21 protein-coding genes are annotated in these 24,585 nt (G+C 63.2%); 9 read left to right on the top strand and 12 right to left on the bottom strand.

Annotated features, from left to right (window positions below; all coding sequences use genetic code 11):
* Nucleotides 1–281: 281 nt before the first annotated feature.
* A complete protein-coding gene (locus NKH16_RS28590) occupies nt 282–1,001 on the bottom strand; it encodes a helix-turn-helix domain-containing protein (protein WP_352877481.1) in 720 nt (239 codons plus the stop codon).
* Nucleotides 1,002–1,260: 259 nt separating this feature from the next.
* On the opposite strand from NKH16_RS28590, the gene NKH16_RS28585 reads away from it, so the two are divergent.
* Complete coding sequence (locus NKH16_RS28585) at nt 1,261–2,619, top strand: trimethylamine monooxygenase (protein ID WP_352877484.1); 1,359 nt, start codon at nt 1,261–1,263, stop codon at nt 2,617–2,619.
* Nucleotides 2,620–2,645: 26 nt separating this feature from the next.
* Here NKH16_RS28585 and NKH16_RS28580 read toward each other — a convergent pair whose 3' ends face one another.
* Nucleotides 2,646–3,983, bottom strand: coding sequence for an aminotransferase-like domain-containing protein (locus tag NKH16_RS28580; RefSeq protein WP_352877487.1), 1,338 nt, complete (start codon nt 3,981–3,983; stop codon nt 2,646–2,648).
* 109 nt (nt 3,984–4,092) lie between these two features.
* On the opposite strand from NKH16_RS28580, the gene NKH16_RS28575 reads away from it, so the two are divergent.
* The 5 genes from NKH16_RS28575 (at nt 4,093) to NKH16_RS28555 (ending at nt 8,886) form a co-directional block, all read left to right on the top strand.
* On the top strand, nt 4,093–5,067 hold the full coding sequence (locus NKH16_RS28575) for a substrate-binding domain-containing protein (RefSeq protein WP_352877490.1): 975 nt from the start codon (nt 4,093–4,095) through the stop codon (nt 5,065–5,067).
* A gap of 72 nt (nt 5,068–5,139) precedes the next feature.
* On the top strand, nt 5,140–5,970 hold the full coding sequence (locus tag NKH16_RS28570) for an ABC transporter substrate-binding protein (RefSeq protein WP_502895024.1): 831 nt from the start codon (nt 5,140–5,142) through the stop codon (nt 5,968–5,970).
* Nucleotides 5,971–5,978: 8 nt separating this feature from the next.
* Complete coding sequence (locus NKH16_RS28565; RefSeq protein WP_352455187.1) at nt 5,979–6,899, top strand: amino acid ABC transporter permease; 921 nt, start codon at nt 5,979–5,981, stop codon at nt 6,897–6,899.
* Complete coding sequence (locus NKH16_RS28560) at nt 6,886–7,659, top strand: amino acid ABC transporter ATP-binding protein (protein ID WP_352835183.1); 774 nt, start codon at nt 6,886–6,888, stop codon at nt 7,657–7,659. Before NKH16_RS28565 ends, NKH16_RS28560 begins: the two co-directional genes overlap by 14 nt.
* 45 nt (nt 7,660–7,704) lie before the next feature.
* Complete coding sequence (locus NKH16_RS28555) at nt 7,705–8,886, top strand: M20 aminoacylase family protein (protein WP_352455185.1); 1,182 nt, start codon at nt 7,705–7,707, stop codon at nt 8,884–8,886.
* Nucleotides 8,887–9,008: 122 nt separating this feature from the next.
* Here NKH16_RS28555 and NKH16_RS28550 read toward each other — a convergent pair whose 3' ends face one another.
* The 4 genes from NKH16_RS28550 to NKH16_RS28535 form a co-directional block, all read right to left on the bottom strand.
* Nucleotides 9,009–10,571: a hypothetical protein gene (locus tag NKH16_RS28550; RefSeq protein WP_352877500.1), complete on the bottom strand. Its 1,563-nt coding sequence runs from the start codon at nt 10,569–10,571 to the stop codon at nt 9,009–9,011.
* A gap of 158 nt (nt 10,572–10,729) precedes the next feature.
* Nucleotides 10,730–12,712: an ABC transporter permease gene (locus NKH16_RS28545; protein WP_352903037.1), complete on the bottom strand. Its 1,983-nt coding sequence runs from the start codon at nt 12,710–12,712 to the stop codon at nt 10,730–10,732.
* On the bottom strand, nt 12,709–13,785 hold the full coding sequence (locus tag NKH16_RS28540; RefSeq protein WP_352877503.1) for a quaternary amine ABC transporter ATP-binding protein: 1,077 nt from the start codon (nt 13,783–13,785) through the stop codon (nt 12,709–12,711). Before NKH16_RS28540 ends, NKH16_RS28545 begins: the two co-directional genes overlap by 4 nt.
* 74 nt (nt 13,786–13,859) lie before the next feature.
* On the bottom strand, nt 13,860–14,831 hold the full coding sequence (locus NKH16_RS28535) for an ABC transporter substrate-binding protein (RefSeq protein ID WP_352877505.1): 972 nt from the start codon (nt 14,829–14,831) through the stop codon (nt 13,860–13,862).
* Nucleotides 14,832–15,230: 399 nt separating this feature from the next.
* Between NKH16_RS28535 and NKH16_RS28530 the strand changes: the two genes are divergently transcribed.
* Together NKH16_RS28530 and NKH16_RS28525 are read left to right on the top strand one after the other, a co-directional pair.
* Entirely contained in the window at nt 15,231–15,359 is a 129-nt protein-coding gene (locus tag NKH16_RS28530) for a hypothetical protein (protein ID WP_352452539.1), read from the top strand.
* Nucleotides 15,360–15,391: 32 nt separating this feature from the next.
* Nucleotides 15,392–16,468, top strand: a complete 1,077-nt coding sequence (locus NKH16_RS28525) for a D-alanine--D-alanine ligase family protein (protein ID WP_352452540.1) — start codon at nt 15,392–15,394, stop codon at nt 16,466–16,468.
* A gap of 57 nt (nt 16,469–16,525) precedes the next feature.
* On the opposite strand, the gene NKH16_RS28520 is transcribed toward NKH16_RS28525, so the two are convergent.
* From NKH16_RS28520 to NKH16_RS28500, 5 genes are all read right to left on the bottom strand, one after another.
* Complete coding sequence (locus tag NKH16_RS28520) at nt 16,526–17,311, bottom strand: SDR family oxidoreductase (RefSeq protein ID WP_352452541.1); 786 nt, start codon at nt 17,309–17,311, stop codon at nt 16,526–16,528.
* 8 nt (nt 17,312–17,319) lie between these two features.
* Entirely contained in the window at nt 17,320–18,084 is a 765-nt protein-coding gene (locus NKH16_RS28515; RefSeq protein ID WP_352877508.1) for an SDR family oxidoreductase, read from the bottom strand.
* A 125-nt stretch (nt 18,085–18,209) separates the two neighbouring features.
* The gene (locus tag NKH16_RS28510; protein WP_352877511.1) at nt 18,210–19,718 is read right to left on the bottom strand and encodes a sugar ABC transporter ATP-binding protein; all 1,509 of its coding nucleotides are present in this window, start codon (nt 19,716–19,718) and stop codon (nt 18,210–18,212) included.
* Nucleotides 19,719–19,751: 33 nt separating this feature from the next.
* The gene (locus NKH16_RS28505; RefSeq protein WP_352877513.1) at nt 19,752–20,690 is read right to left on the bottom strand and encodes a sugar ABC transporter substrate-binding protein; all 939 of its coding nucleotides are present in this window, start codon (nt 20,688–20,690) and stop codon (nt 19,752–19,754) included.
* 150 nt (nt 20,691–20,840) lie between these two features.
* Complete coding sequence (locus NKH16_RS28500; RefSeq protein WP_502895025.1) at nt 20,841–21,824, bottom strand: ABC transporter permease; 984 nt, start codon at nt 21,822–21,824, stop codon at nt 20,841–20,843.
* A 308-nt stretch (nt 21,825–22,132) separates the two neighbouring features.
* Here NKH16_RS28500 and NKH16_RS28495 point away from each other — a divergent pair, with 308 nt between their 5' ends.
* A complete protein-coding gene (locus NKH16_RS28495; RefSeq protein WP_031211026.1) occupies nt 22,133–23,095 on the top strand; it encodes a sugar-binding transcriptional regulator in 963 nt (320 codons plus the stop codon).
* On the opposite strand, the gene NKH16_RS28490 is transcribed toward NKH16_RS28495, so the two are convergent.
* Nucleotides 23,092–24,585, bottom strand: coding sequence for a xylulokinase (locus NKH16_RS28490; RefSeq protein WP_352877519.1), 1,494 nt, complete (start codon nt 24,583–24,585; stop codon nt 23,092–23,094). The genes NKH16_RS28495 and NKH16_RS28490 overlap by 4 nt on opposite strands.

Below are 24,585 nucleotides of genomic sequence, written 5' to 3'. Positions count from 1 at the left end.
ATTGGTCATGGCACTTCCCCTTCCACGGGAATCGGTGATCGCAACGTCACCACCGTGCCATGGCCGCTCGCCCCTCAGAGCAAGCGCCGTTCTCTCTCCAAACCTTTTTGCAGAACCTTCAGCACACTATCGACATCCGCGATTAGCCTTGGACCCCACGCCTTCGTCATCCTAGGGCGAAGCAGGAGCGAAGCGACGTAGCGGAGACCCTAGGATCCATGCCGTTACCGTGGCCGTGGAGTGCAGCGATCCAGGATTGCTTGGGCGCCCTCATCTCCGGCTCACCCCGCGCTTTGCGGGTAGCAGATGATCGACAGATAGCGCATCGGCAGAACGCTCAGCACTTCCGGTCCGTGCGGCGCATCGGCGTCGAAGAACAGGCTGTCGCCGGGCTTCATCGGGTAGAGATTGCTGCCGTGCCGGTAAACCACCTCGCCCTCGAGCATATAGAGGAACTCCATGCCCTCGTGCTGGAAGGTCGGGAACACGTCGGAATCCTCGGTCAGCGTGATCAGATAGGGTTCGACGACGACGCCGCTGGTGTTGGAACCGATATGGCCGAGCAGATTGTACTGGTGGCCGGCGCGCGTGCCGCGGCGTTCGACGTCGAGGCCTTCGCCGGCCTTGACGAAGACGGCGCTGCGCTCTTCCTCGAAGCGGCGGAAGAAGGCGGTGACGGGAACGCCGAGTGCCCGCGACAGCGCCTGCAACGTGGTCAGCGATGGCGAGGTAATGCCGTTCTCGATCTTCGACAGCATGCCAAGCGAAATGTCGGTGGCGGCAGCCAGATCGGCGACGGTGATGCCGAGCTTCTTGCGGAAGGCCCGCACCTCGCGGCCGATGGCGACCTCCAGGACCTTTTCGCGGGTGTCGCGAATGGCGTGCGGGTTCTGGGTGAGCGGCGCGCGTATCTTGCGCGGATCGACTGCAGCGACCGACGGCTTGGCCTTGGCGGCGACGACGGCCGCAGCGGGCTTTAGACTGGATGCTTTTTTCGCCATGTTGCCACCCCGGACCTTGCCGATTCATTTCACTCACGGTGAACATATTCGGTGCCGATACAGAAGCGCAACTGCCACGGCAAGCCACCCGTGTCGAATTGCGCAATGTCTGGATTTCGCCCGAGCTACTGCGTCGCTTGGAAATCCAGCTGGGCGAAACGCGGTTTCGCGACAAGCCCTGTTGACAGCATCGAAGGGGCAATTACTGTCCTGTCAGTGAAATTTGTTTCGTTAGGGAAATGAGATCGGGAGGCCCGCAATGAAAGATCGTGTTGCCGTCATCGGAGCCGGGCCGTCCGGCATGGCCCAGCTCAGGGCCTTCAAGTCGGCCGCCGACAAGGGCGCCGACATTCCCGAAATCGTCTGCTTCGAAAAGCAGTCCGACTGGGGCGGCCTGTGGAACTACACCTGGCGCACCGGCCTCGACGAGCATGGCGACCCAGTGCACGGCTCGATGTACCGTTACCTCTGGTCGAACGGCCCGAAGGAATGCCTCGAATTCGCCGACTACACCTTCGAGGAGCATTTCGGCCGGCCGATCGGCTCCTATCCGCCGCGCGCCGTGCTGTGGGACTACATCAAGGGCCGCGTCGAAAAATCCGGCGTGCGCCAATGGGTGCGCTTCAACAGCCCGGTGCGCATGGTCACCTTCTCCGAAACGACAAAAAAATTCACCGTCACCGCGCATGACCGCACCAGCGACGTCACCTACTCGGAAGAGTTCGACCATGTCGTCGTCGCCTCGGGCCATTTCTCCGTGCCCAACGTTCCCTATTTCGAGGGCTTTTCGACCTTCAACGGCCGTATCCTGCACAGCCACGATTTCCGCGACGCCATGGAATTCAAGGGCAAGGACATTTTGATAATCGGCCGCTCCTATTCAGCCGAGGACATCGGCTCGCAATGCTACAAATACGGCGCCAGATCGATCACCTCCAGCTACCGCTCGAAGCCGATGGGCTTCAAATGGCCGGAGAACTGGAAGGAAGTGCCGCTTCTGCAGAAGGTCGTCGGCAAGACGGCGCATTTCAAGGACGGCAGCACCAAAGACGTCGACGCCATCATCCTGTGCACCGGCTACCTCCATTCCTTCCCGTTCCTCACCGAGGATTTGAAGCTGAAGACCGCCAACCGCATGTGGCCGGACGGGCTCTACGAGGGCGTCGTCTGGGAGAAAAACCCGAAGCTGTCCTATATCGGCATGCAGGACCAGTTCTACACCTTCAACATGTTCGACGCGCAGGCCTGGTTCGCCCGCGACGTCATCATTGGCCGCATCAATCTGCCCTCGGCCGAAGCCATGGCCGAGCACGGCCGGAAATGGCGGGCACGCGAGGAAACGCTTGAAGACGCCGAGCAGATGATTTGGTTCCAGGGCGACTACACCAAGGAGCTGATGGAGCAGACCGACTATCCAGGCTTCGACGTCGAGGCTGTCAATCAGACCTTCATGGAGTGGGAGCACCACAAGGCGCAAGACATTATGGGCTTCCGCGACCACGCCTACCGCTCGCTGATGACCGGCACGATGGCGCCGCTGCACCATACGCCGTGGCTGCAGGCGATGGACGATTCAATGGAAAGCTATCTCGAGATGAAGGGCGTGGCGGCGGAGTAGGCAGTCCGAACGGCGATTGACTTGCCTCAGACAACCTCCCGCGCCGGATCGGCTGCCAGCGCCAGGGAATTTGCGGCGTGCTCGAGGTACTCCTCGCTCAGGATGCTGGTCGCGACGCGCACGGCGCTGGTCTTTCCGGTCGAAAACTTCGCCCCGGCATGGACCGCGATACCATGTGCAGCCAGCGTGACCATCGCGTAAGGTTCCGAGGCAACCGGAATGAGGACGCTGAGCCCATGTCCGGCGTCGATATCGACATTGCGTTTGGCCAGTTCGCCAGCGAGCCGTTCGCGACGGCCGCGGTATACCTCCTTCGCCTGCTCCACCAGGGCGGCCGTGGCCGGGTCTTGCAGCAGCCAGGCGGTGGCTGCCTGCAGGATGCGGCTGGTCCATCCCGAGCTGAAGCTGCGGTAGGACTGGATCTGCTCGACGATCGTCGCCGATCCGGACAGCACGGCGAGCCGCAGGTCCGGGCCATGGGTCTTGGAATAGGACAGGATATGGACGACGCGATCGGGAAAACGCCGGCCAAGCGAGATGCGCGGCGCCGAGGCAATATCGCCGACGCCGTCATCTTCGACAATCAGCACGTCGGTGCCGGCGAGCAGGTCGCCGATGACTTCCAGCCGCGCCGACGACATGCAGGCGCCGGTAACCGAATGGACGCGCGGCTGGAACAGGAACGCGACGGGCCGCTGCCGCAGAGCGTTGGCAAGTGCATCCGGTAAGGGACCATCGCTGTCGCAGTCTACCGGGATGATCGGCACGTCGAGATCCTCGAGGATGTCGAGCAGGCGAAGCGCCGTCGGGTTCTCGATGGCCACCGGCGCCCCCGGCGGGACCAGCGCATGCAGCAAGGTGTAGATGGCGTTGTAACCGCCATTGGTGGCCAGGAACGCGCCGGGATCGTACGGCCATGACGGGCGCACTGCGGCCTCCAGCTCGGGCAGGATGCGCACCCGCTCGTAGCTGTTGAGCTTTTCGGCGCGCGCACCATGCGCCAGCGCGATGTCGAGCGGCGGCAAGAGCCTCACATCGGGCTCCGCGATCGCCAGGTTCAGAACATCCTGTCCGTAATTGCCGCCGCTCATGTGGCGCTCGGGCCGGGCGGCAAAGCGGTTGCCCATGATCCAGGTGCCGTTGCGTCCGCGGCCGCCGATGATCTTGTAGCGCCGCAACTCGCTCCACGCCTGCGAGACCGTCGCCGGGCTGACGCCAAGCACATAGGCCAGATCGCGCACCGGCGGAAGCTTTGCGCCGACAGGCAGCGCGCCGCTTCTGATCAGCGCACTGGTCTCGCGCGCGATGCCGCGCATCGTGCGGTCGCCAAGGCGATCAGCGAACCATCCTGCATCGAAATCCATCGGCACCCGCGACCATCAAAGCTAATGTTCAATAACATAATAACATTTGATCGGTCAAAAATAAACATTTACCAATCGCCGGTCAAACATAGCGTTGAAGTTCATGCCGATGCCCGTTTCCATCACTGTAGCCACCCGCGATTGGGACTATCTCACCCCTTTGGTGCTGGGTGACGTCACTTCGAGCCGCTTGTCGGTGAAGGTTGATCGCGTCGCCACGCTCATTCCGGACCTCGGTACCGATCCGAACTACGATGCGGCGGAGGTCTCATTCAGCCGTTATGTGTCGGCCATGGCTTCGGGCGTCGATACGGTGGTTGGATTACCGTGCTTCATCATGCGCGGCTTTCGCCATCGCTGCATCATAACGGTCGAGACCAGCCCGCTGGAACGGCTTTCCGACCTTGCCGGCAAACGCATCGGCGTGACCGGCTGGCGCGATTCCGGTAACACATGGACGCGCGCGGCGCTTCGCCGGGAAGGCGTCGGCGTCGAGGATGCCTATTGGTTCGCCGGCAGGCTGACATCGGGGCACCCGATCGCCGACCGCCTCGACGGATTCGGCAGGCCGGGGCGCATCGAAGCAGCACCAGGCGAGCGCCCGATGATGGAGCTGCTGTCGCAAGGCGAGCTCGACGCCGTTTTCACGCCCTTCATGCCGGACGGCTTTTTCGGCCCGGCTTCCGGCTTCCGGCAAGTGCTGCGCGATTTTCGCGCGGCCGAACGCGCCTATTTCGCCGACGTCGGCTATATCCCGGGCATGCATCTGGTCGCCGTCAAGGCCGCCCTGGTCAGGGAGCACCCCTGGCTGCCGCAGGAACTCGCCAGGCTGATCGACGAAAGCCAGCGCGTCTGGACGGCAAAGCGCCGAAAATATGCCGATACCTCGCCCTGGATCCTCGAGGAGCTGCTTCATGCGGGGCGCGACCTGCCTGCCTCCTGGAACGCCAGCGGCCTGCCGGCCAACCGGCGCATGATCGAGGATTTCGTCACCGAGCTCCATGCCCAGGGCATTCTGGCGGAACCGATTTCCGCCGAAGCCTTGTTTCCTTTCGAGGCCAGATCGCGGGCCACCGCAGCCTGACAACGCACAACGAAGAACACGAAGGAGAATGCCATGAGGACAATCAGCTTCATATTCGCCTCACTCGTCACCATGCTGGCGCAGGCCAGCTTTGCCCAGGATATCCAGAAGCAATCGGTGAACGAGGATTTGCGGGCCCGGCTGCCGGAAGAGATCCGCACGGCGGGAAAGATCACAGCCGTCAACAACGGCTCGTTCCCGCCCTATGAGATCGTCACCGGCACCGAACTGTCGGGGGCGACCAAGGACATTTCGGACGCCATCGGCCAGTTGCTCGGCATCGAGGTCGATCATGCCTCCGTCGCCGGCCTGCCGGCTTTGCTGAGCGGCATCAATGCCGGCCGTTATCAGTTCGCGATGGGGCCTGTCGGCGACTATCCCGACCGCCAGAAATCCAACGACTTCGTCGATTGGGTGCGCGAATACGTTGTCTTCGCCGTCGAGAAGGGCAACCCGCAAGGCATCACCTCGCTCGACACCGCGTGCGGGAAGCGCATCGCCGTCATGTCGGGTGGTTCGGCCGAAAAGGTCATCAAGCAGCAGGCGCAGAAATGCACCGAGGGCGGCAAGCCGGCCGTCGAGGTGCAATCCTTCACCGACCAGCCGAGCTCGATACTGGCCGTCCGGTCGAAACGCTCCGACGCATTCTTCTCCTCGCAGGCGCCGCTGACCTATTTCGTCGAGCAGGCGAAGGGCCAGCTGGAACTCGCCGGGGTCGGCCAGGCCAACGGCTTCAAGGACATCTATCAAGGCGCCGTCGTCAAGAAGGGCTCGCCGCTGGGCGGCGTGCTGCTCGACGCCTTCAATATCCTGATGAAGAACGGCACCTACGCCGCGGTCATGAAGAAGTGGGGCCTCGAGAAGAACATGATCGACGCGCCAGGCATCAACCAGGGCAAGTAGAGGCTGCCATGACCGACGCCACCGCTGCCTACGCGGCCGGGCTGCCGCGACGTCCCGACGACGCGCTGCGCGACGTCAAACGAGCCCACCGGCCGTTTCCGCTCGTCCGGCTGGCGCTCTGGGCGTTCACCGTCGCCGTGGCAGCCGGCTTCGCCTATATCGTCGCGGTCAACCCGAATTTCGGCTGGCCGGTCGTCGCCCAGTATTTCTTCGATCCGACGGTCATGCAGGGGCTTTCCGTAACGCTCGGCCTGACGGTGGTGGCGATGATCCTGGGTATCGTGCTCGGCCTGCTGCTCGCCATCGCGCGCATGTCGAACGACAGGCTGGCATCCCTTCTCTCCGGCCTGTTCATCTGGTTCTTCCGGGGAACGCCGCTGCTGGTGCAACTGATCCTGTGGTACAACCTTTCGACGCTGTTTCCGCGCATTTCCATCGGCTTCGCCAGTTGGAACACCAACGACCTGATCACGCCTTTGACGGCCGCCGTTCTTGGTCTGGCGCTGAACGAGGCCGCCTATATGGCCGAGATCATCCGTGGCGGGCTGCTGTCGGTGGACAAGGGACAGGCCGAAACGGCTGAAGCCTTCGGCATGACCCGCGCGCGGGCCTTGCGGCGCATCATCATCCCGCAGGCGATGCGGTCGATCGTGCCGCCGACCGGCAATCAGCTGATCAGCATGATCAAGGCGACGTCGCTTGTCAGCGTCATCGCCATGGCCGACCTGCTCTACTCGGTGCAGTCGATCTACAACCGCACCTTCGAAATCATTCCGCTGCTGATGGTTGCAGTGCTGTGGTACCTGCTGATCACCTCGGTCCTCAATGTCGCGCAAGGCGCGATCGAACGCCACTACAGCCGCGGCGACCGCGGCGCGCGCGAGAAGACCGCGACCGCCACCCTCGAGGCCGCCAATGAGCGCGCATGACATGCCCCTGGTCCGGGCGCGCAACGTTCACAAGGCCTTCGGCCCGCTCGAGGTGCTGAAGGGCATTGATCTGGACGTCGCGCCTGGCGAGGTGGTGGTCATTCTCGGACCGTCCGGCTCCGGAAAGTCGACCTTCCTGCGATGCATCAATCATCTCGAGGCGATCGACCAGGGGTCGATCGAGGTGGACGGCGAGCAGATCGGTTACCGGTTGCACGACGGCCGCCTCGACAAGCTTTCCGACCGGGCGATCGCCGCGCAGCGGCGCAAGATCGGCATGGTGTTCCAGCAGTTCAATCTCTATCCGCACATGACGACCCTGCAGAACGTCATCGAGGCTCCGGTCGGCGTTCACCGGGAGAACCGCAAGGAGGCGATCGGCTACGCCCGCGAACTGCTGACCCGTGTCGGTCTTGCCGACAAGATCGACGCCTATCCGCGCCAGCTTTCAGGCGGCCAGCAGCAGCGCGTCGCCATCGCCCGTGCGCTCGCCATCCGCCCGAAATTGATGCTCTTCGACGAGCCGACCTCGGCGCTCGATCCGGAACTGGTCGGCGAGGTGCTCGCCACCATGCGCGATCTCGCCAGGCAGGGCTTGACCATGATCGTGGTCACGCATGAGATCGGCTTCGCCCGCGAAGCGGCGGATCGGGTGGTGTTCATGGACGACGGTAATGTGATCGAGGCCGGGCCTCCGGACGAGGTTCTCGCCAAACCCAGGCACCCGCGCACGCGGGCTTTCTTGAGCCGTTTCATCTAAAAGCAAAGCCGGCGCGGCACCTGCTCGGCCGGCAAAGGACCTCCCATGCCAAAGACCTCCAACCAGTTCGCCGATATTTCCGACTTCGCCGACAAGGCCGCCGAGCTTGCAGCGGCCCGCCAGCACCTGCACGCGCATCCCGAGCTTTCATTCCAGGAGCACGAAACGGCTGCATACGTTGCCGAACGGCTCGAAAGCTGGGGCTATGAGGTGACGCGCAATGTCGGCGGGCTCGGCGTCGTCGGTCGCCTGCGCCAGGGCAGCGGCCGCAGCATCGCCATCCGTGCCGACATGGACGCCCTGCCGATCACCGAAGCTACCAATCTCCCTTATGCCAGCCAGGCCAGCGGCAAGATGCACGCCTGCGGTCATGACGGCCACACCACGATGCTGCTCGGCGCCGCCGAATACCTGGCGCGCACACGGCATTTCAACGGCACGGTGAACCTCATCTTCCAGCCGGCCGAGGAAGCCGGCAAGGGAAGCGGGGCGCAGGCGATGATCGCCGACGGCCTGTTCGAGCGCTTTCCCTGCGATGCGATATTCGGGCTGCACAACCACCCGGGCGCGCCGACGGGTTCGTTCCTGATGCGCGCCGGGCCGCTGATGGCGGCGAGCGATACCGTCACCATCAGGATCGCCGGGCGTGGCGGCCACGCCTCGCGTCCGCACCTGACGGTCGACCCGATCGTCGCTGCCGCCAACATCGTCATGACCCTGCAGACGGTTGTGTCGCGCAACGTCAACCCGATCGAGACGGCTGTCGTCACCGTCGGCACGATTCACGGAGGCACGGCCTCCAACGTCATCCCGGAACACGCCGAAATCACGCTGAGCGTCCGCTCCTTCTCTGCCGAGATCCGCGACACGCTCGAGCAGCGTATTCGCAATATCGCAGCACTTGTGGCGCAGGCGCATGGCGCAACGGTCGAGATCGATTACGAGCGCGGCTACCCGGTGGTGGTCAATTCCGAGCGCGAGACGTCCTTTGCGACAGACATCGCTGTCGAACTCGTCGGTCAGGACAAGGTGTCCGTCTGCCCATTGATCCCCGGCAGCGAAGACTTTTCTTATTTCCTCGAACACAAACCCGGTTGCTTCCTGCGCCTCGGAAACGGCGAGGATTCAGCCATCCTGCACAGCTCGAAATATGATTTCAACGACGGCAATCTGACCGTCGGCGCAGCGCTCTGGGCTCGTTTGACCGAGAGATTCCTGGCCGCCTGATCCATGACTGCGGCTGGGATTGTCGATCGGCCGGTCGAGCAGAATTTGGCGACCGGCCGCGCGACGATGCTCAACGAATTCTCACGCATTCCCCCTCTTCGAATGCGATAAGAGCTTCGCTTTCAGACAAACAAAAAGTCACTCGTCGTCAGCGGGCTTGTAAAGTTTGCGAGAGTAACTTGATCGACTCCTGCGGTAATGATGGTGTCGGTTCCACTTTGAGCAATTGTGAGATCATCGAACGATTGCACGCCCTCCACGCCACTAAATACAATGGTGTCGTCTTGGGTCTGGCTGAAATCGTAGATGGTGTTTTGGGTTCCGACCGTCATTGAACCATCGTCCTTGAATATGAATTGATCTCTGCCGCCCTGAGCCAGTTCGCTCAGTTGCCCGTCACCCCACATGTCGTTGACGACGGTGCAGCCGGGTGCCGCGCTCCCGGCGTACAGGGTATCGTTTCCGCCCAGAGCCGAACCGGACATTTGCAGAGCGTCGCCGCACAGGAAGTTGCGGACCTGGCCGCTTTCGCTGTTGTGGCCCCCGGTAAGAATGTCGTTGCCGCCCGTGGCGGACCCGGACATAGCGAATGCGTCGCCGTACAACTCGTTTAGAACATCCGGACCAGAGCTCCTGTCGCCACCAGTCAGGGAATCATTGCCGCCCACAGCGCTGCCGAGCATCGTGACCGCATCGCCATACCCCAAATTATGAGCGCCTTGCAGCACGGCCGTGTCGTCGCCACCGCGAGCGTGGTCGGACATGTTGGCGCCCGCGTCACCGTAGAAACTTATCTGGGACCCGCCAGCGCTCGTGAAGGTGTCGTTGCCGCCCTCGGCGAAACCGGAAAGATCACCGCCCGCATCGCCATAGAGAGTTTTGCTCAGAAGCGCCCCACCCGTATCCGTGTAATGGTCGTCGCCGCCCTGAGCATGGTCAGACATGTTGCCGCCGGCATCGCCGAAGAAAGTGTTGGTGGAAAAGAAGCTGCTCGTGAAGGTGTCGTTGCCGCCCTTGCTGTGGCCTGACATATCGCCGCCGGCATCGCCGTAGAAAGTGTTGAGCGAGTCGGTACGGCTCGTATAGCTGTCGTCGCCGCCCTGGGCATTGCCGGACATGTTGCTGCCGGAGTCACCGAAGAAGGTGTTCGTGGCCTGTCTGGAGCCCTGGAAGGTGTCGTTGCCGCCCTTGCTGTGATCCGACATTTCGCCGCCCGCATCACCGTAGAAGGTGTGGGTAGCTCCTTGTACAGTGCTGGTCAGGAAAGTGTCGTCCCCGCCCCGGGCATAGCCGAACATCTTGCCGCCGGCGTCACCGTAGAAGGTATCGACTACCTGCCTTGCCACTCCACTGTTGAAGGTATCGTTGCCGCCCCTGCTATGGTCCGACATATCGTCGCCCGCGTCACCAAAGGCAGTGGTGGTGGAGGATGACAGCCCCGTGGTGAAGGTATCGTCACCGCCCCGAGCAAAATTGAACAAGCTCCGAGCCGCGTCGCCGTAGAAGGTGTAGGTCGACGGTGCGGTTTCCGTAAAGGTGTCGTTGCCGCCTCTTGAGAAATCGAGCAGGCTGCCGCCAGCGTCGCCAGTCAAGATATTGGTATTCGGATCGCCTGTGAGGGCGTCATCGATACCCCGCTGATGATCTGCCAGATCACCGGTAGTAAAGGGAACGCGTTTAGACATTATCCGCTCTCCTGTTGAGCCTACCCGTCCCATGGCAGCCGTACGATGTGAGGCAAAAACGAGCAATAATCCCGAATGGCTATGTCTTTAGGCGTAGGGATCGGTGCCTCGTTAACGGCGCGCTTGGCGGCAGCTTCCTGAGGCCGTCCTATTCCGGACTATCCCAGCCTTGCCCGAGCCTTCGCCGTCCAGGCGTTGAACAGCCGGTCTGCGACGATGCCGATGAAGGCGATGGCCAGGCCGGCGACGATGCCGCGGCCGGAATCGGCCTTGGACAGGGCGATGAACACCTCCTGGCCGAGATCGCGCGTGCCGACCATGGCGCAGATGATGATCATCGCCAGCGCCATCAGGATGGTCTGGTTGACGCCGAGCATGATCTCGGGCAACGCCAGCGGCAGCTGCACGCGAAAGAAGGTCTGGCGCCTGGTGCAGCCCGAAACCTTCGCCGCCTCGATCAGCGCCGGCGGCACCTGCCGGATTCCGTGATTGGTGTAGCGGATCGCCGGCACCACGGCGAAGGCGACGGTGGCGATCATCGCGGTGACGTCGCCGACCCTGAACAGCATCACCACCGGAATGATGAAGCAGAACGACGGCAGCACCTGCAGCGTGTCGATGACCGGCGTGACGGTCTTTTCGAAGCGGTCGCTGCGCGATGCCATCAGCCCAATCGGGATGCCGATCAGGCAGGCGATAAAGGCCGAGATTCCGCACAAATAGACGGTCGCCATGGTCTTTTCCCAAAGTCCGGTGACGGCGCAGAACGCTGTCAAAGCCGCGACCAGGGCGGCGAGGCGCAAGCCGCCGAGCTGGTAGCCGGCAAGGCCGAGGAGACACACCGCGCCCAGCCACGGAAAACCCTCGCAGAAGGCGCGCACCGGGTTCAGCACGTTGAGGATAAGCGCCACGCGGAACGCTTCGATAGTGTCGAAGAAGTTGATGGTGATCCAGTTCACCGCCGCCTTCCACAAAGGCGCGGTGGTGAAGGTGATCGCTTTCGGCACCGCGGCGAACGCCGGCACGAACAGGCCGAGCAGCGTGGCGACGGCGAGGATGGCAACAGCCAGCGCCAGATTGGGATAGCGCCGCCAGAAACTGGTGCAGGCCTGGTGGCGGACATTGCCCTTGGCGTGATTGTGCGCGATCGCCTGGCTCAGCCGGTCGAGTGCAATTGCCAATGCGACAATGGCGAGGCCAGCTTCCATCGCCTCGCCGACCTTGAGTGCGCGCAACGCCAAAAGCACGTCATAGCCGAGCCCACCGGCACCGATCATCGAGGCGATGATCACCATGTTGAGCGCCAGCATGATGACCTGGTTGACGCCGACCATCAATGTCGGCCGCGCCGACGGCAACAGCACCCGCCACAGCTTCTGCCGTGCCGTGCAGCCGGCCATCTCGCTGAAATCGTCGATCTCCGACGGCACCCGCGACAGGCCGAGCATCGTCGCCCGCACCATTGGCGGCGTCGCGAAAATTGCCGTCGCGATCATTGCCGAGACCGGGCTGTTGCCGAACAGAAGCAGCATCGGGATCAGATAGGCGAAGGTCGGGATCGTCTGCATCAGATCGAGGGCAGGGGAGATCAACAACCTCTCCGCCCAAGGCTTGCGCCATGCCCAGATGCCGGCGAACAGCCCAGTGACAATGCAAAACGGCACGGCGATCGAGATCAAGCCCAGCGTCAGCATGGCGCTGGTCCACTGCCCGAACAGCGCGATGTAGAGAAAACAGCCGCCGGCCAGCGCACCCAGCTTCCAGCCGCCGGCGGCGCGTCCGGCAAGGTAGGCGGCAGCGCAGACGCCGACCCAGGACAGGCGCGGCAAGACGATCATATCCGCGCCATGGCCGATCTTGAAATTCTTGGCCAGAACAGCGAGCGCGAAATCGAGCGGCACGCCAAGCACCGCGGTGATCGAGCGGGTCAGCCAGGAGAAGTTCGACTTCACCCAGTTCATCAGCGCACCGACCCAGTCAGCGACAGGAACGATCGCGCCGGCCGGGTAATTGACCGCCCAGGGCAGGCTTTCCTGCAGCAGGAAGACAATAAGCACGGCGGCGAGCGCACAGGCCCAGATCGCCAGCCAGGTTTGAACCGGCCGGGGCCTCGCTGCGCTGGCGCTTGCCGTGACGGTCATGCGCCGGCCCCACGACGCTCGATGCCGGCGAGAAGATCGATCACCGCCTGCGGCGTGACTTCGCCGATCGGCTTGCCGGTGCCGTTGACCACCGCGAAGGGCTTGCCGGCAGAGACGATATCTGCCGAAAAACTTGATATCTTGGCATCCGGCGCGACCGTGCCGCCGTACTCGGCGCCGTCGCAGGCGCGCATCAGGCGGCGCGCCGAGATCACCTTGGCGCGATCGACATCGCGGGTGAATTCGGCGACATAGTCGGTCGCCGGGTTGACCACCAGCTCTTCCGGCGTGCCGATCTGGATGACCTCGCCGTCCTTCATGATGGCGATCCGGTCGGCCAGCCGGATGGCCTCGTCGAAATCATGGGTGATGAAGACGATGGTCTTGTGCAGCATGGTCTGCAGCCGCATCAGCTCGTCCTGCATCTCACGGCGGATCAGCGGATCGAGAGCCGAGAACGGCTCGTCGAGGAACCAGATTTCCGGCTTTGTGGCGAGGCTGCGGGCGATGCCGACACGCTGCTGCTGTCCGCCGGAAAGCTCGCGCGGATAGAAATGCTCGCGGCCGCGCAAGCCAACCAGCTCGATGACTTCACGGGCCCGCTTCTCGCGCGTCGGCCGGTCCTGCCCCTGGATGCCCAAGGGAAAGGCGATGTTCTCCAGTACGTTGAGATGCGGCAGCAAGGCAAAATTCTGGAACACCATGCCCATGCGATGGCGTCGCAGCTCGATCAGCGCGGCATCGGAAATCTTGAGCACGTCCTTGCCTTCAAACTCGACCTTGCCGTGGGTCGGCTCGATCAGCCGCGACATGCAGCGCACCAGCGTCGACTTGCCGGACCCCGAAAGTCCCATGATGATGAAGATCTCGCCCTGGCGGATTTCGAGATCGACGGCGCGCACCGCGCCAACCAGTCCGGCAGCGGCGATGTCCGCCAGGCTGGCCTTGCCGTCGCGCCGGCGGATGAAATCGGCCGCGTCCGCCCCGAACAGCTTCCAGACATTGCGACAGGCAAGCTTTGTCGGGCGGGCATCGTTGCCCGCTTTCGCCGCCTGTTCAATCGTATCGGTCATGCGATCGTCCTTCTGGAACACGGGATCGAGACCCGGCCACGGATGGCCGGGTCGTCGGATTTCCAGTCAGACGGTCACTCGGCCCAGGCTTTCCAGTCGGCTTCGTGGGCGGCGATCCAGGCGGCGACGACGTCTTCCGGCGTCTTGCCTTCGAGATCGATCTCGCCGCTCATCTTGTTGAGCTCGTCGGTATCGACCGTGTAGTTTTTCGCGACCTTGTAGGCGACCGGCCATTTGTCCTTCATGCCGGCCCAGGAATATTTCCAGATCTCGCCATGCGGCTTGCCGCAGTCATATTTCGCGTCGGGGTTCACGCCCCATTTCGGGTCGGTGTAGCACTCTGTCGTATAGTCGGGGAATTCGACCCATTCGCCCTTGTATTTGGCCGGCGCCCAATGCGGCGAATAGATCCACAGCATGATCGGCGCCTTGCGCTGATAGGCCGAGTCCAGTTCGGCGAACATCGCCGCATCGGTACCGGCATGGATGACGGTGAAGGGCAGTTTCAGCGCCTCGACGCGTTCGTCGTCAAAGCCTTCCCATGTCACGGGTCCGCCGAGATAACGCCCCTTCGGCGCGGTTTCGGCCGTCGAGAAGGCCTCGGCGCATTTCGGGTCTTTCAGCGCTTCCCAGTTCGGCAGGCCGGGGCATTTCTCTTTCATATATTCGGGAAACCACCATTCTTCCTTGGCCTTGGGTCCGAGCTTGCCGAGGCGTTCGGTCTGGCCCGTCGCGTCCGAGGCCTTCATCGCCTCGCCGGCCGTCGTGTCCCAGAATTCCAGGCCGACATCGATGTCGCCATTGGTCAGGCCGGTGGTCAGGCTGGAGAGATAGTCGGCGGTCGGATACTCGACGGTATAGCCGAGCTTTTCGAGGATGCCGCCGAGGATCTTGGCGTTCAGATTGACGCTGGTCCAATCGAACAGTGCGATCTTGATCGGGTCGTTGGATTCCGGCGCTGCCGCATAGGCCGAAGATGTCAGTGCGGCTGCGGCAAGTGTTAAGGCTCCCATTGAGAAATTCGAAATCATGCTCCGAAGTGACATGCTTGTTCTCCTGTCAAGCTCTGGTGGACGTTATCGTTCGTTCCCTTCTTGCGTCTTTTTTGATTGTGTTGGAAAAGCTTGTCGTTGCGCAAGGCCGTAGGCGCCACAATGCTGCCGAAGCGGATGCCGGCGCAAAACGGGGATGGTGCCCAAATTGGTGAAGATGTGGCGGGACCGGCCGCGTCATGACTGCCGAAGGATTGCTGCCGAAGCAGTCATCCACGGATCGATCGCCGGTCTTGAGGGGCACACCATCAAAGTCCCATGATCTCGGCTGTCGGCTCGGCAACTCGCCCAGAGCCACTTTCATGGGATGAAATTATATATACCAACGTTCACGTCGCGCAACGATTAACGCCGGTGCCAATTTCACGGCCCGTCTTTCTGCGGGACCCGTAGATGAGTTTGAAAAAAGCCAAGATTGCCGGTCATCCCGTGTGCGAGCCGCAAGGACAGGGTACCGACACAATGCAGCAGACCAAAATGCCTTACGTCTTCGCCAAACGCGGGATCGCCGCCGGCTTGTGACCTTTCAACACCAGATCATATCCGAGGCTTTCATGACCTCTTCCTTGAACAGACTGCGAATTGCCGTGCTCTTTGGCGGACGTTCCGCCGAACATGACGTTTCGGTGCTTTCAGCAACCAATGTCATGCGTGCGCTGCTGTCCGCCAAATACGATGCCCTCCCAATCTTCGTCACGAGCGAAGGACAGTGGCTGCTGAGCAGCTTCCAGGATGGTACGCTCGCAAAACCTGCGGCCGGCACGGAAGTTTGCCTGGTTCCGGGTGGGCGCGGACGGATGATGGCGATCCCGGCCGACGGCACGCCCTATGATCTGCCGAAGATCGACATCCTGTTTCCTGTCCTGCACGGCCCTCATGGCGAAGACGGCTCGGTACAGGGGGTGGCCGAGGTGGCTCGGGTGCCGCTCGCCGGCTGCGGCATCCTGGGTTCGGCAACCGCGCTGGACAAGGACATCGCCAAACGGCTCCTGGAAGCGGCGGGGCTGCCAATCGCGCGCTCAGTGACGATCCATGAAGGTGCGGCGCCCGCCCTCGCTGCACTGGAAAGCGAACTCGGCCTGCCGTTCTTCATCAAACCGGCGCGTCAGGGATCGTCTGTCGGCGTCGGAAAAGTCCATGCCAGCCAGGAATTCGATGGAGCGCTTGCTGAAGCCTTCCGGCACGATTGCAAGCTGTTGGCTGAGGAATTCATTCGTGGGCGCGAGATCGAATATAGCGTGTTGGAGGACCCGGGAGGCGACCTGTTCGTCTCGCGGCCAGGCGAGATCGTGCCGGCCGAAAGCCACGATTTCTACAGCTACGATGCCAAATACATCGACGAGAACGGCGCGGCGCTAAGAGTGCCGGCCGAACTGCCGCCGGAGGTCGAGGCAGCCATGCGGGACGTGGCCGCAAGGGCTTTCAGAGCCGTCGGCTGTGACGGGATGGCGCGCGTCGACTTTTTCCTGACACCGGACATGCAGTTCTTGGTCAATGAAATCAACACCATCCCCGGCTTCACCGATATCAGCATGTATTCCAAGGCAATGGCGGCGAGCGGCGTCAGCTATTCCGAAATCATCGACCGGCTCGTGGAGCATGGATTGGCACGGGCCGGCCGACCAGTCTGAACGCAGCGAGGCGGGCTTTCAGATCCCGGTGGATGGTACGTTGGCCCGCGCCGCCGCTCACGACATGATCAGGCCGCCATCGACATTGATGGTCTGGCCGGTGATGTAGGCCGCATCGTCGCTGGCCAGAAAGCTGACCAGGCCGGAGACATCTTCGCCGCTGCCGGCGCGGCCCATCGGGATGTTCTTCACCCATTCGGCCATCAGCTCGCCGGGCTTGTAGTCGCCCATCAACTTGCCCCATGCGGCATCGTTATAGGCCCACATATCGGTGTCGATGATGCCGGGGCAGATCGCGTTGACGGTGATCTTCTCCTTGGCCACTTCCTTGGCCAGGCTCTGGGTGACGCCGACGACGCCGAATTTCGAGGCCGCATAATGCGGCGTGTAGATAAAGCCCTGCCGCGCCTGGCCGGATGCGGTGTTGATCAGCCGGCCGCCGTCGCCATGCTTGCGAATGCGCGCGATCGCCTCTTGGCAGCACAGGAACACGCCCTTGGTGTTGACCGCCATCACCTTGTCCCATTCGGCCTCGGTCATCGCCTCGATCCTGGCGATGGTGATGACACCGGCATTCTGTACGGAGATGTCGACGCGGCCGAACTGTTGCTCGGCTAGGTCATAGAGGGCGACGACCTCGTCCTTTTTGGTCACGTCCATGCGCAGCGATGCGACCCTGGCGCCCGTAGCCTTGAGATCGGCGGCGACCTCTTCGACGCGCGGGTCGATGGCGCTGACGACGACCGCGGCACCTTCCGCCGCGAAGCGCCTGGCCATTGCCGCGCCAATGCCGCCGCTGGCGCCGGTGATGACCGCCGTTTTTCCTAGGAATCGCTTCTGCATCTTTTCTCCTACCAGCAGACAAAGCCGCCATCGACGATCAGGTCGATGCCGGTGACGAAACTCGCGGCGCGGCTGGCCAGGAACACGGTCGGGCCGACCATCTCTTCCGGCGCCGCCATGCGGCCCATCGGCGTGTCGCGCTCAAAGATCCTGACCTGGTCGGCGACCTCCGGCCGCTTGTTCATCGGCGTCAGCGTGTAGCCGGGGCTGACGACATTGACGCGCAGGCCGCGATTGGCCCATTCCATGGCGAGGCTTTTCGACATGTGGATCACCGCGGCCTTCGACGAATTGTAATGCGCCTGGGTCAGGCCGCGATTGACGATTGAGCCCGACATCGACGCGATGTTGATGATCGAGCCCTTGCGCCGCGTCAGCATGGCGCGGGCCTCGGCCTGGCAGGACAGGAACACGCCGCTGACATTGACGTCATAGAGCTTCTGCCATTTTTCCAGCGACAGCGTCTCTGCCGGCTCAGCTCCGGCGACGCCGGCATTGTTGACGGCGATGGTCAACGCGCCGAGTTCCATCTCCGTACGCTCTATCGCGGCCGCGAGATCGGTCTCTGAAGTCACTGTGCCGTTCAGCACCAGCGCCTTGCGGCCGAGTGCCGTGATCCGGTGCGCGGTCTCCTCCAGCCCGCCTTTCGAGGCGTGGCCGAAGCAGGCTATGTCGGCGCCGGCTTCGGCCAGCCCAATGGCGATTGCTTGCCCGATGCCGCTGCCGGCGCCTGTCACAAGTGCCACGTCACCATGAAGGTCGAATAATTTCATCGTCGGTCCCTCTGCTCCAACCGCCGTCCTCCGGAAATAAAGGGGCGCCAACTCTGTTGCTGGCGCCCCGCGCGGTCTGGTGCCCGGGAGGATACCACCTGCTGCGCTTTGTTTCGATGGGCGTCCTAGCTCGTGGCTAGTTCCATCACGGCGATATTGCTTGCTTCGCTGCGGTCGAGAATGCCGCGTTGCCGGCCGCGGCTCAGCACCAGCACGCGATGTGACAGGCCGAGCACTTCCTCGAGGTCGGAGCTCACCACCACCACCGCCATGCCGGAGCGGGCAAGGTCGGCGATGACATCATAGATCGCGGCGCGTGCACCGACGTCGATGCCGCGCGTCGGCTCGTCCAGGATGAATACCTTGGGCGGGCGCGACACCCATTTGGCGATGATCACCTTCTGCTGGTTGCCGCCTGAAAGCTTGCTGACCGCCTGGTTCGGCCGGCCCTTGACGCCGAGCCGGCGAATGCCGGCCTCGGCGAATTTCTGCACCGCCTTCGGGAACACCCAGCCATTCGGCGCGACATGGTCGAAATTGCCGATCGCCAGGTTCTCGCCGATCGTCTGGTCGAGCACCACGCCCTGCGTCTTGCGGTCTTCCGGTACCAGGACGACGCCGGCCTTGATCGCCGCCGCCGGGCCATTGAGATGCACCGGCTTGCCGGCGACGCGCACCGATCCCGATGAGATCGGATCGGCACCGGCGATCGCCCGCACCAGCTCCGTGCGTCCGGCGCCGATCAGCCCGGCAATGCCGAGGATTTCGCCGGCCCGCACTGAAAAGCTGACATTTTGAAAGCTGCGTTCCGGCGAGGACAGGTTCTCGACCTCGAGCAGCGTGTCGTTGCCCGGCGCCGATATCGTAGGGAACATCCGCTCGACACTGCGGCCGACCATTTGTTCGACGACGGTGCGCACCGGAATGTCGGCGCGCTCGTGCCGGGCGACGATGCGCCCGTCGCGCATCACCACCACGCGATCAGCGATCTGGGCGATCTCGTCCAGCCGGTGGCTGATATAGATGAAGGACATGCCTTCCGCCTTGAGCTTGCGGATCTGCTGGAACAGGAGCTCCGTTTCCTCGCCGCCAAGGGCGGCCGTCGGTTCGTCGAAGATCAGCAGCTCGGCATTGAGCGTCAGCGCCTTGGCGATCTCGACCTGCTGCTGGGCGGCGATACGCAGCGTGCGCACCTTGCGCTCGGGCGAGACATCGAGGCCGAGGCGCTTCAACTGGGCCGATGCCCGTGCATTCATTGCCGCGCGGTCGATGCGGCCGCCACGCATCGGCAGGCGGCCGACATAGACATTTTCGGCGACCGACAGATCGGGCAAGAGCTTCAGCTCCTGGTGGATCATGCCGATGCCGGCGTCGATCGCCGCGGCAGGATTGGCGGGGGAATAAGGGTTCCCCCGCCAGGTGATGGTGCCAGCATCGGGTTTGGTCGACCCGGCGATGATGTTCGAGACGGTGGACTTGCCGGCGCCGTTTTCGCCAAGCAGCGCCACGACCTCGCCCGGCCGCACCTCGAAGCTCGCATCGGCCAGGACCTGCACCGGCCCGTAGCTTTTGCAGAGGCCGCTGACGACGAGCCCGTTATTGGGGCTGTGCGTGTGGCGAGGATCGGTGGACATCGTTGCGCTCGTCGACTGCCGGACTGGTCTCAATCAGGGATGCTTGGCGATGAACTGCTCGACATTGTCCTTGGTGGTCAGCGTCGCATCCTGCAGCTGTTCGGCGGGAATGGTCTCGCCGGCCACTAGCTTGATTGCTGCATCGACGGCGAGCCGGCCCATGCCCTGGGTTTGCTGCGTCGCGGTCACGTCGAAGACGCCGTCCTTCAGTGCCTTGAGCGCCGCCACATCGCCGTCGAAGCCGGCAACCCAGACCTTGTGGCCGGGATTGGCGACCTTGACCGCCTGCGCCGCACCGAGCGCCAGCGCGTCGGCCTGGCCGATGACGATCGACACGTCGGGGTGCGACTGCAACAGATCCTGCGTCAGCTTGAAGCCTTCGTCCTGGTGCCAGCCTTCGCTCCACAATTCTCCGACAACCTTGATGTCGGGATAGCCTTTCAGCGCTTCGCCGCAGCCCTTCGAGCGGTCGACTTCGGGCGTCGTGCCCTTCTGGCCGTGGATGATGATCAGCTCGCCCTTGCCGGCGGCCTGCTTGGCGATGTAGTCGCAAACCGCCTTGGCCGATGCCACGCTGTTGGTTGCGATGAAGGTATCGCCGGGCGCGCCATCGGCGTTGCGGTCGACATTGACGACTGGGATGCCGGCAGCCTTGGCGGTCCTGGTCGGCACGGTGGCGGCGGTGGCGCCGGCTGGAATATAGATCAGCGCATCGATGTTCTGCGTGATCAGGTCCTGCACCTGGCTGACCTGGGTCGCCGAATCGCCCTTGGCGTCGACGGTAACGACCTCGATGCCCTTTTCCTTGCCGTAGGCTTCGACGGACTGCTTGATCTGGTTGAAGAAGTCGGCCTGCAGATTAGCGACGGCGAGGCCGAGCTTTTTGGCCTCCTTGGCCGAGGCCATGTCGGACAGGCCAAGCAGCGGGATGACGGCCGCGGCGGCAAGCAGCAATGAACGTTTGGTCAGCATGTTTATTCCTCCGTTGATGTTCAATCTGTCCTGCCCGCGCATCGCGGCGCCCCTTGGCCGAACAACTCCCAGTTTCGGATCACCGATCCGTTTTCGCCCGAATATCGGGGCGAATCTCATTGAGCCCAATTCTTCATTGTGCCCCATTCTTCATTGTGCTCGGCGCCGCCAAGTGTCGGTGGCCACCGCCAGCGCGATCACCACGCCGATAACCACTTGCTGGATGAAGGGCGAGACACCGAGCAGGTTCAGCCCGTTGCGCAGCACGCCGATGATGAGGACGCCGATGGCTGTGCCGCCGATCGAACCGACGCCGCCCGACAGGCTGGCGCCGCCGATCACCACCGCCGCGATGGTGTCGAGTTCGTAGCCAAGGCCGGAGCTCGGCTGGACGGAATCGAGTCGGGCGGCAAGCACGATGCCGGCGAGACCGGCCAGCACGGCGCAGATCGCATAGACCCAGTTTGTCAGCGACTTGACTGGTATGCCGGACAGCCGGGCGACTTCGGCGCTGCCGCCGATTGCGTACAGGCTACGGCCGGTAGCGCGATAATTCAGGAAGATCGCGAAAATGACGGCAAGCACGATCATCAGCCCGACGGTGACCGAGAGGAAGCCGAAATGGCGGATGATCGACAGGCTGGTGAACCAGTCGGGAAAGCCGACGATCTGCGAGCCGTCGGTGATCATATTGGCGAGGCCGCGCGCCACCGACATCATCGCCAACGTGGCGATGAAGGGCGGCAGCTTGGTGACCGTCACCAGCAGGCCCGAAACCAGCCCGCAAAGGCCGGCGACGACGAGGGCTGCGGCGATGCCGGCCGGCAGGCCGAGATTGAGATAGTCCGGATGGGCGACGAAGCCCATCACCATGGAAGCCAGCGCCAGCACCGAGCCGACGGACAGGTCGATGCCGCCGATCAGGATGACCAGCGTCATGCCGATCGCCATGATGCCGAGCACAGTGACCTGGTCGAGCACGTTTAGGATGTTGCGGATGGTCAGGAAGGTGTCGGTGGTCAGCGAGAGCGCCAGGCACAGCAGAACCAGCCCGATCAGCGGACCCAGGGTTCCGGTAAAGACAGCCGAAAACCTTGCGCCCGCCGTAGCCTGCGCACCAGAGCCTGCCTTCAACTCGCCTGCCTTCACATTGCTTGCGTCGTTGCTCACAGCCACTTTGTCTCCTCCACAGCAATCCGGCGCTGCATCACCGGGCCACTTTGTTCACCAGGCCCCTCCCTGTGAACAATTTATCTTTAACATGCAATTTTGTTCAGCTAAACTGTTCGTCGGAAAATTGTCAAGGCCTGCCGCTTCATTCGACGACGGGTTTGCGCTGTCCGCCGGTTTGCCTTACGCAAGGTCTCGGAAATCTTGGGCATTTCGAAGTCGCCGGATTGGAATATCATGAGCAGAGCCGGCGGCTGCGGCAAGGCAAACAGATGACGATCGTAGAGAACGAAAGAGCCTCGCGCTTCCCCGACGCCGAACTCAAGGCCCGCGCCGCCTGGCACTATTATGTCGAGGGTCTTACACAGGAGCGGATTTCCGAAATTCTCGGCGTCGGCCGCATCAAGGTGCACCGCATTCTCTCCGCCGCCCGCGAAGAGGGTGTCGTCCAGTTTCGCATCCGCGACAGCGTCGTCGAATGCGTGATTTTGGAGGAAAGCCTCAAGCAGCGGTTCGGGCTCAGCCAGGCTGTTGTGGTGCCGTCGGCGGCCGACCGAAGCAACGCGCCGCTGATGATCGGCCACGCCGCCGCCGCCTACCTGGCCGACCATGTGAATGCCGGCGATGTCATCGCACTGGGCTGGGGGCGGACACTGAAATTCGCCATCAATGAATTGCCGCGGCGGCCCATCGCCAGGACGACGGTGGTTTCGATGCTTGGCGGCCTCACCCATGCCCAGCCGCTCAACCCGACAGAAAGCGCCTGGGATTTCGCCGAAAAGATCGGTGCGGAGTGCTTCCTGCTGCCGGTGCCGGTCTATGCCGACAGGCCGGAGCAGCGCGACGCTTTCATGAGCCAGCGCAGCGTTCAGGACGTCGTCTTCCGTGCACGCCGGGCAAACATCGCCGTGCTCAGCGTCGGCTCGTTTTCCAACGACAGCCCGATCGCCAATTACGGCTTCATCAAGCCAAGCGAACTCGAGGAATTGCAGGCGGCCGGTGCCGTCGGCGATATTCTGTGTCATTTCATCGACGCCGAGGGCCGCCCGGTCGACCACGAGGTCAACCGCCGCGTCTGCGCCTATCCGCTGCAGGATCTGTCGGATATCCCGAGCATCATCCTGGTATCGGGAGGCAGCGAGAAGGTAGCGGTAATGCGGGCTGCGCTCGCCAACACCAAGGTATCGGTTCTGATCACCGACGAAGACGCGGCCAAGGGCCTGCTCAATCGCTAGATTTCGCCGAGAGCGCTGAGGCGGGTGTGGATGTCGCGCGTCGCCTGATAAAGGTCGCGGTAGATTTCCTTGCGGCTGCGATAGGCGGCGACAAGCCCGTCGACCGGATCGACATGCCTGGTGGGAGCGGCAGCCATTACCTCTGCTGCGGCTTCCGGCGAGGCAAACCAGCCGACAGCCGCTGCCGCCAGCATGGCAGCGCCGAGTGCGGCGGCTTCGTTGACCGGCGAAACCGAGAGCGGCCGCTCGAGCACGCTTGCCATAATCTGCATTAGCAGCGCGCAATTGGTGCCGCCGCCGGCGGCAATCATCGCCGCCGGTCCGCCGGCCTGGGCTTCCATGGCCTTGGTGGCGACGGCCTGCTCGAAGGCGATGCCTTCCAGGACAGCGCGGAAGAGATGCTCCGGCCGGTGATCGAGCGACAGGCCGACAATGGCGCCGCGCGCCGCACCGTCCCAATACGGGCTCATGACGCCGGCCCAATAGGGCATGATGAGCAGGCCCTCGCTGCCCGCGGCAACATCCAGCGCCACTTTCTCCAGCGCTGCCGCCGAGGGCGAACCGGTGGTTCGCACGATCCAGTCGACCAGCTGCATGCCCGAGCGCAGCACGGTCTCCAGCATGAAACCGGAGCCGGTCGGCGAGACCAGCGTGCGAAAGGCGTCCGAGGTTTTCACCTTGCCGGAATAGCAGCCGCTGACCACGCCGGAGCCGAGCGAGAGATAGCTCTTGCCCTCGCCGTAGACGCCCATGCCGAGGCCCATCGCCTGGCCGTCCCCAGCGCCGGCAACGACCGGCGTGCCGGCCCTCAGGCCGGTCAGCTGCGCTATGCTTGCGGAAAGACTGCCGCAGACCACGCCTGGCGCGACCAGCTCGGGCAATTGCTCCATCTGCAGTCCGGCGGCCGCAACGAGGCGGGGGTGCCAGGTACCTTTCTCGACATCGAGCAGTCCGAGCGGATCCGCACTTGCGGTGCTGGTGACCAATCGCCCGGTCAGCCGCTGGACGAAGAAACCGTGCACGTCGACCAGTGCCGCTGCCTGGCGAAGCACTTGCGGCTGGTGCTCGGCAAGCCAGGCAATGGCGTAGAGCGCCGGCGTCGGGTCCGGCGGCTTGCCGCTCCAGTCGCGGATCGCCTCGCGGCCGAGTTCGGCCGAAAGCCTGATAACCTGCGGCCGGGCGCGCTCGTCGAGCCACAGGATCGCCGGCATGAGTGCTTTGCCGGCGCTGTCCACCAGCGTGAAGGTCTCTCGCTGGTGAGCGATGCAGATCGCCGCCACCCGCGTAGCGCCGACCGCCTCGGTGATCTGCCTCAATGCGCCAAGCAGCGCCGTCCACCAATGTTCGGCGTCCTGCTCGAAATGGCCGGGCTTCGGATTTGAAAGCGGGTACGGCTCGCGCGCCTGGAACAGCTCCTCGCCGTCGCGCGCGAAGGCAATCGCCTTCACGGCCGTGGTCGAGGCGTCGATCCCGATTACGACATCGTCCAT

This window comes from Mesorhizobium sp. M1307, assembly GCF_040318155.1.
GTDB lineage: Bacteria > Pseudomonadota > Alphaproteobacteria > Rhizobiales > Rhizobiaceae > Mesorhizobium.
Note: the sequence above shows the minus strand (reverse complement) of the source record. Positions and strands in the feature narration are given on the sequence as shown.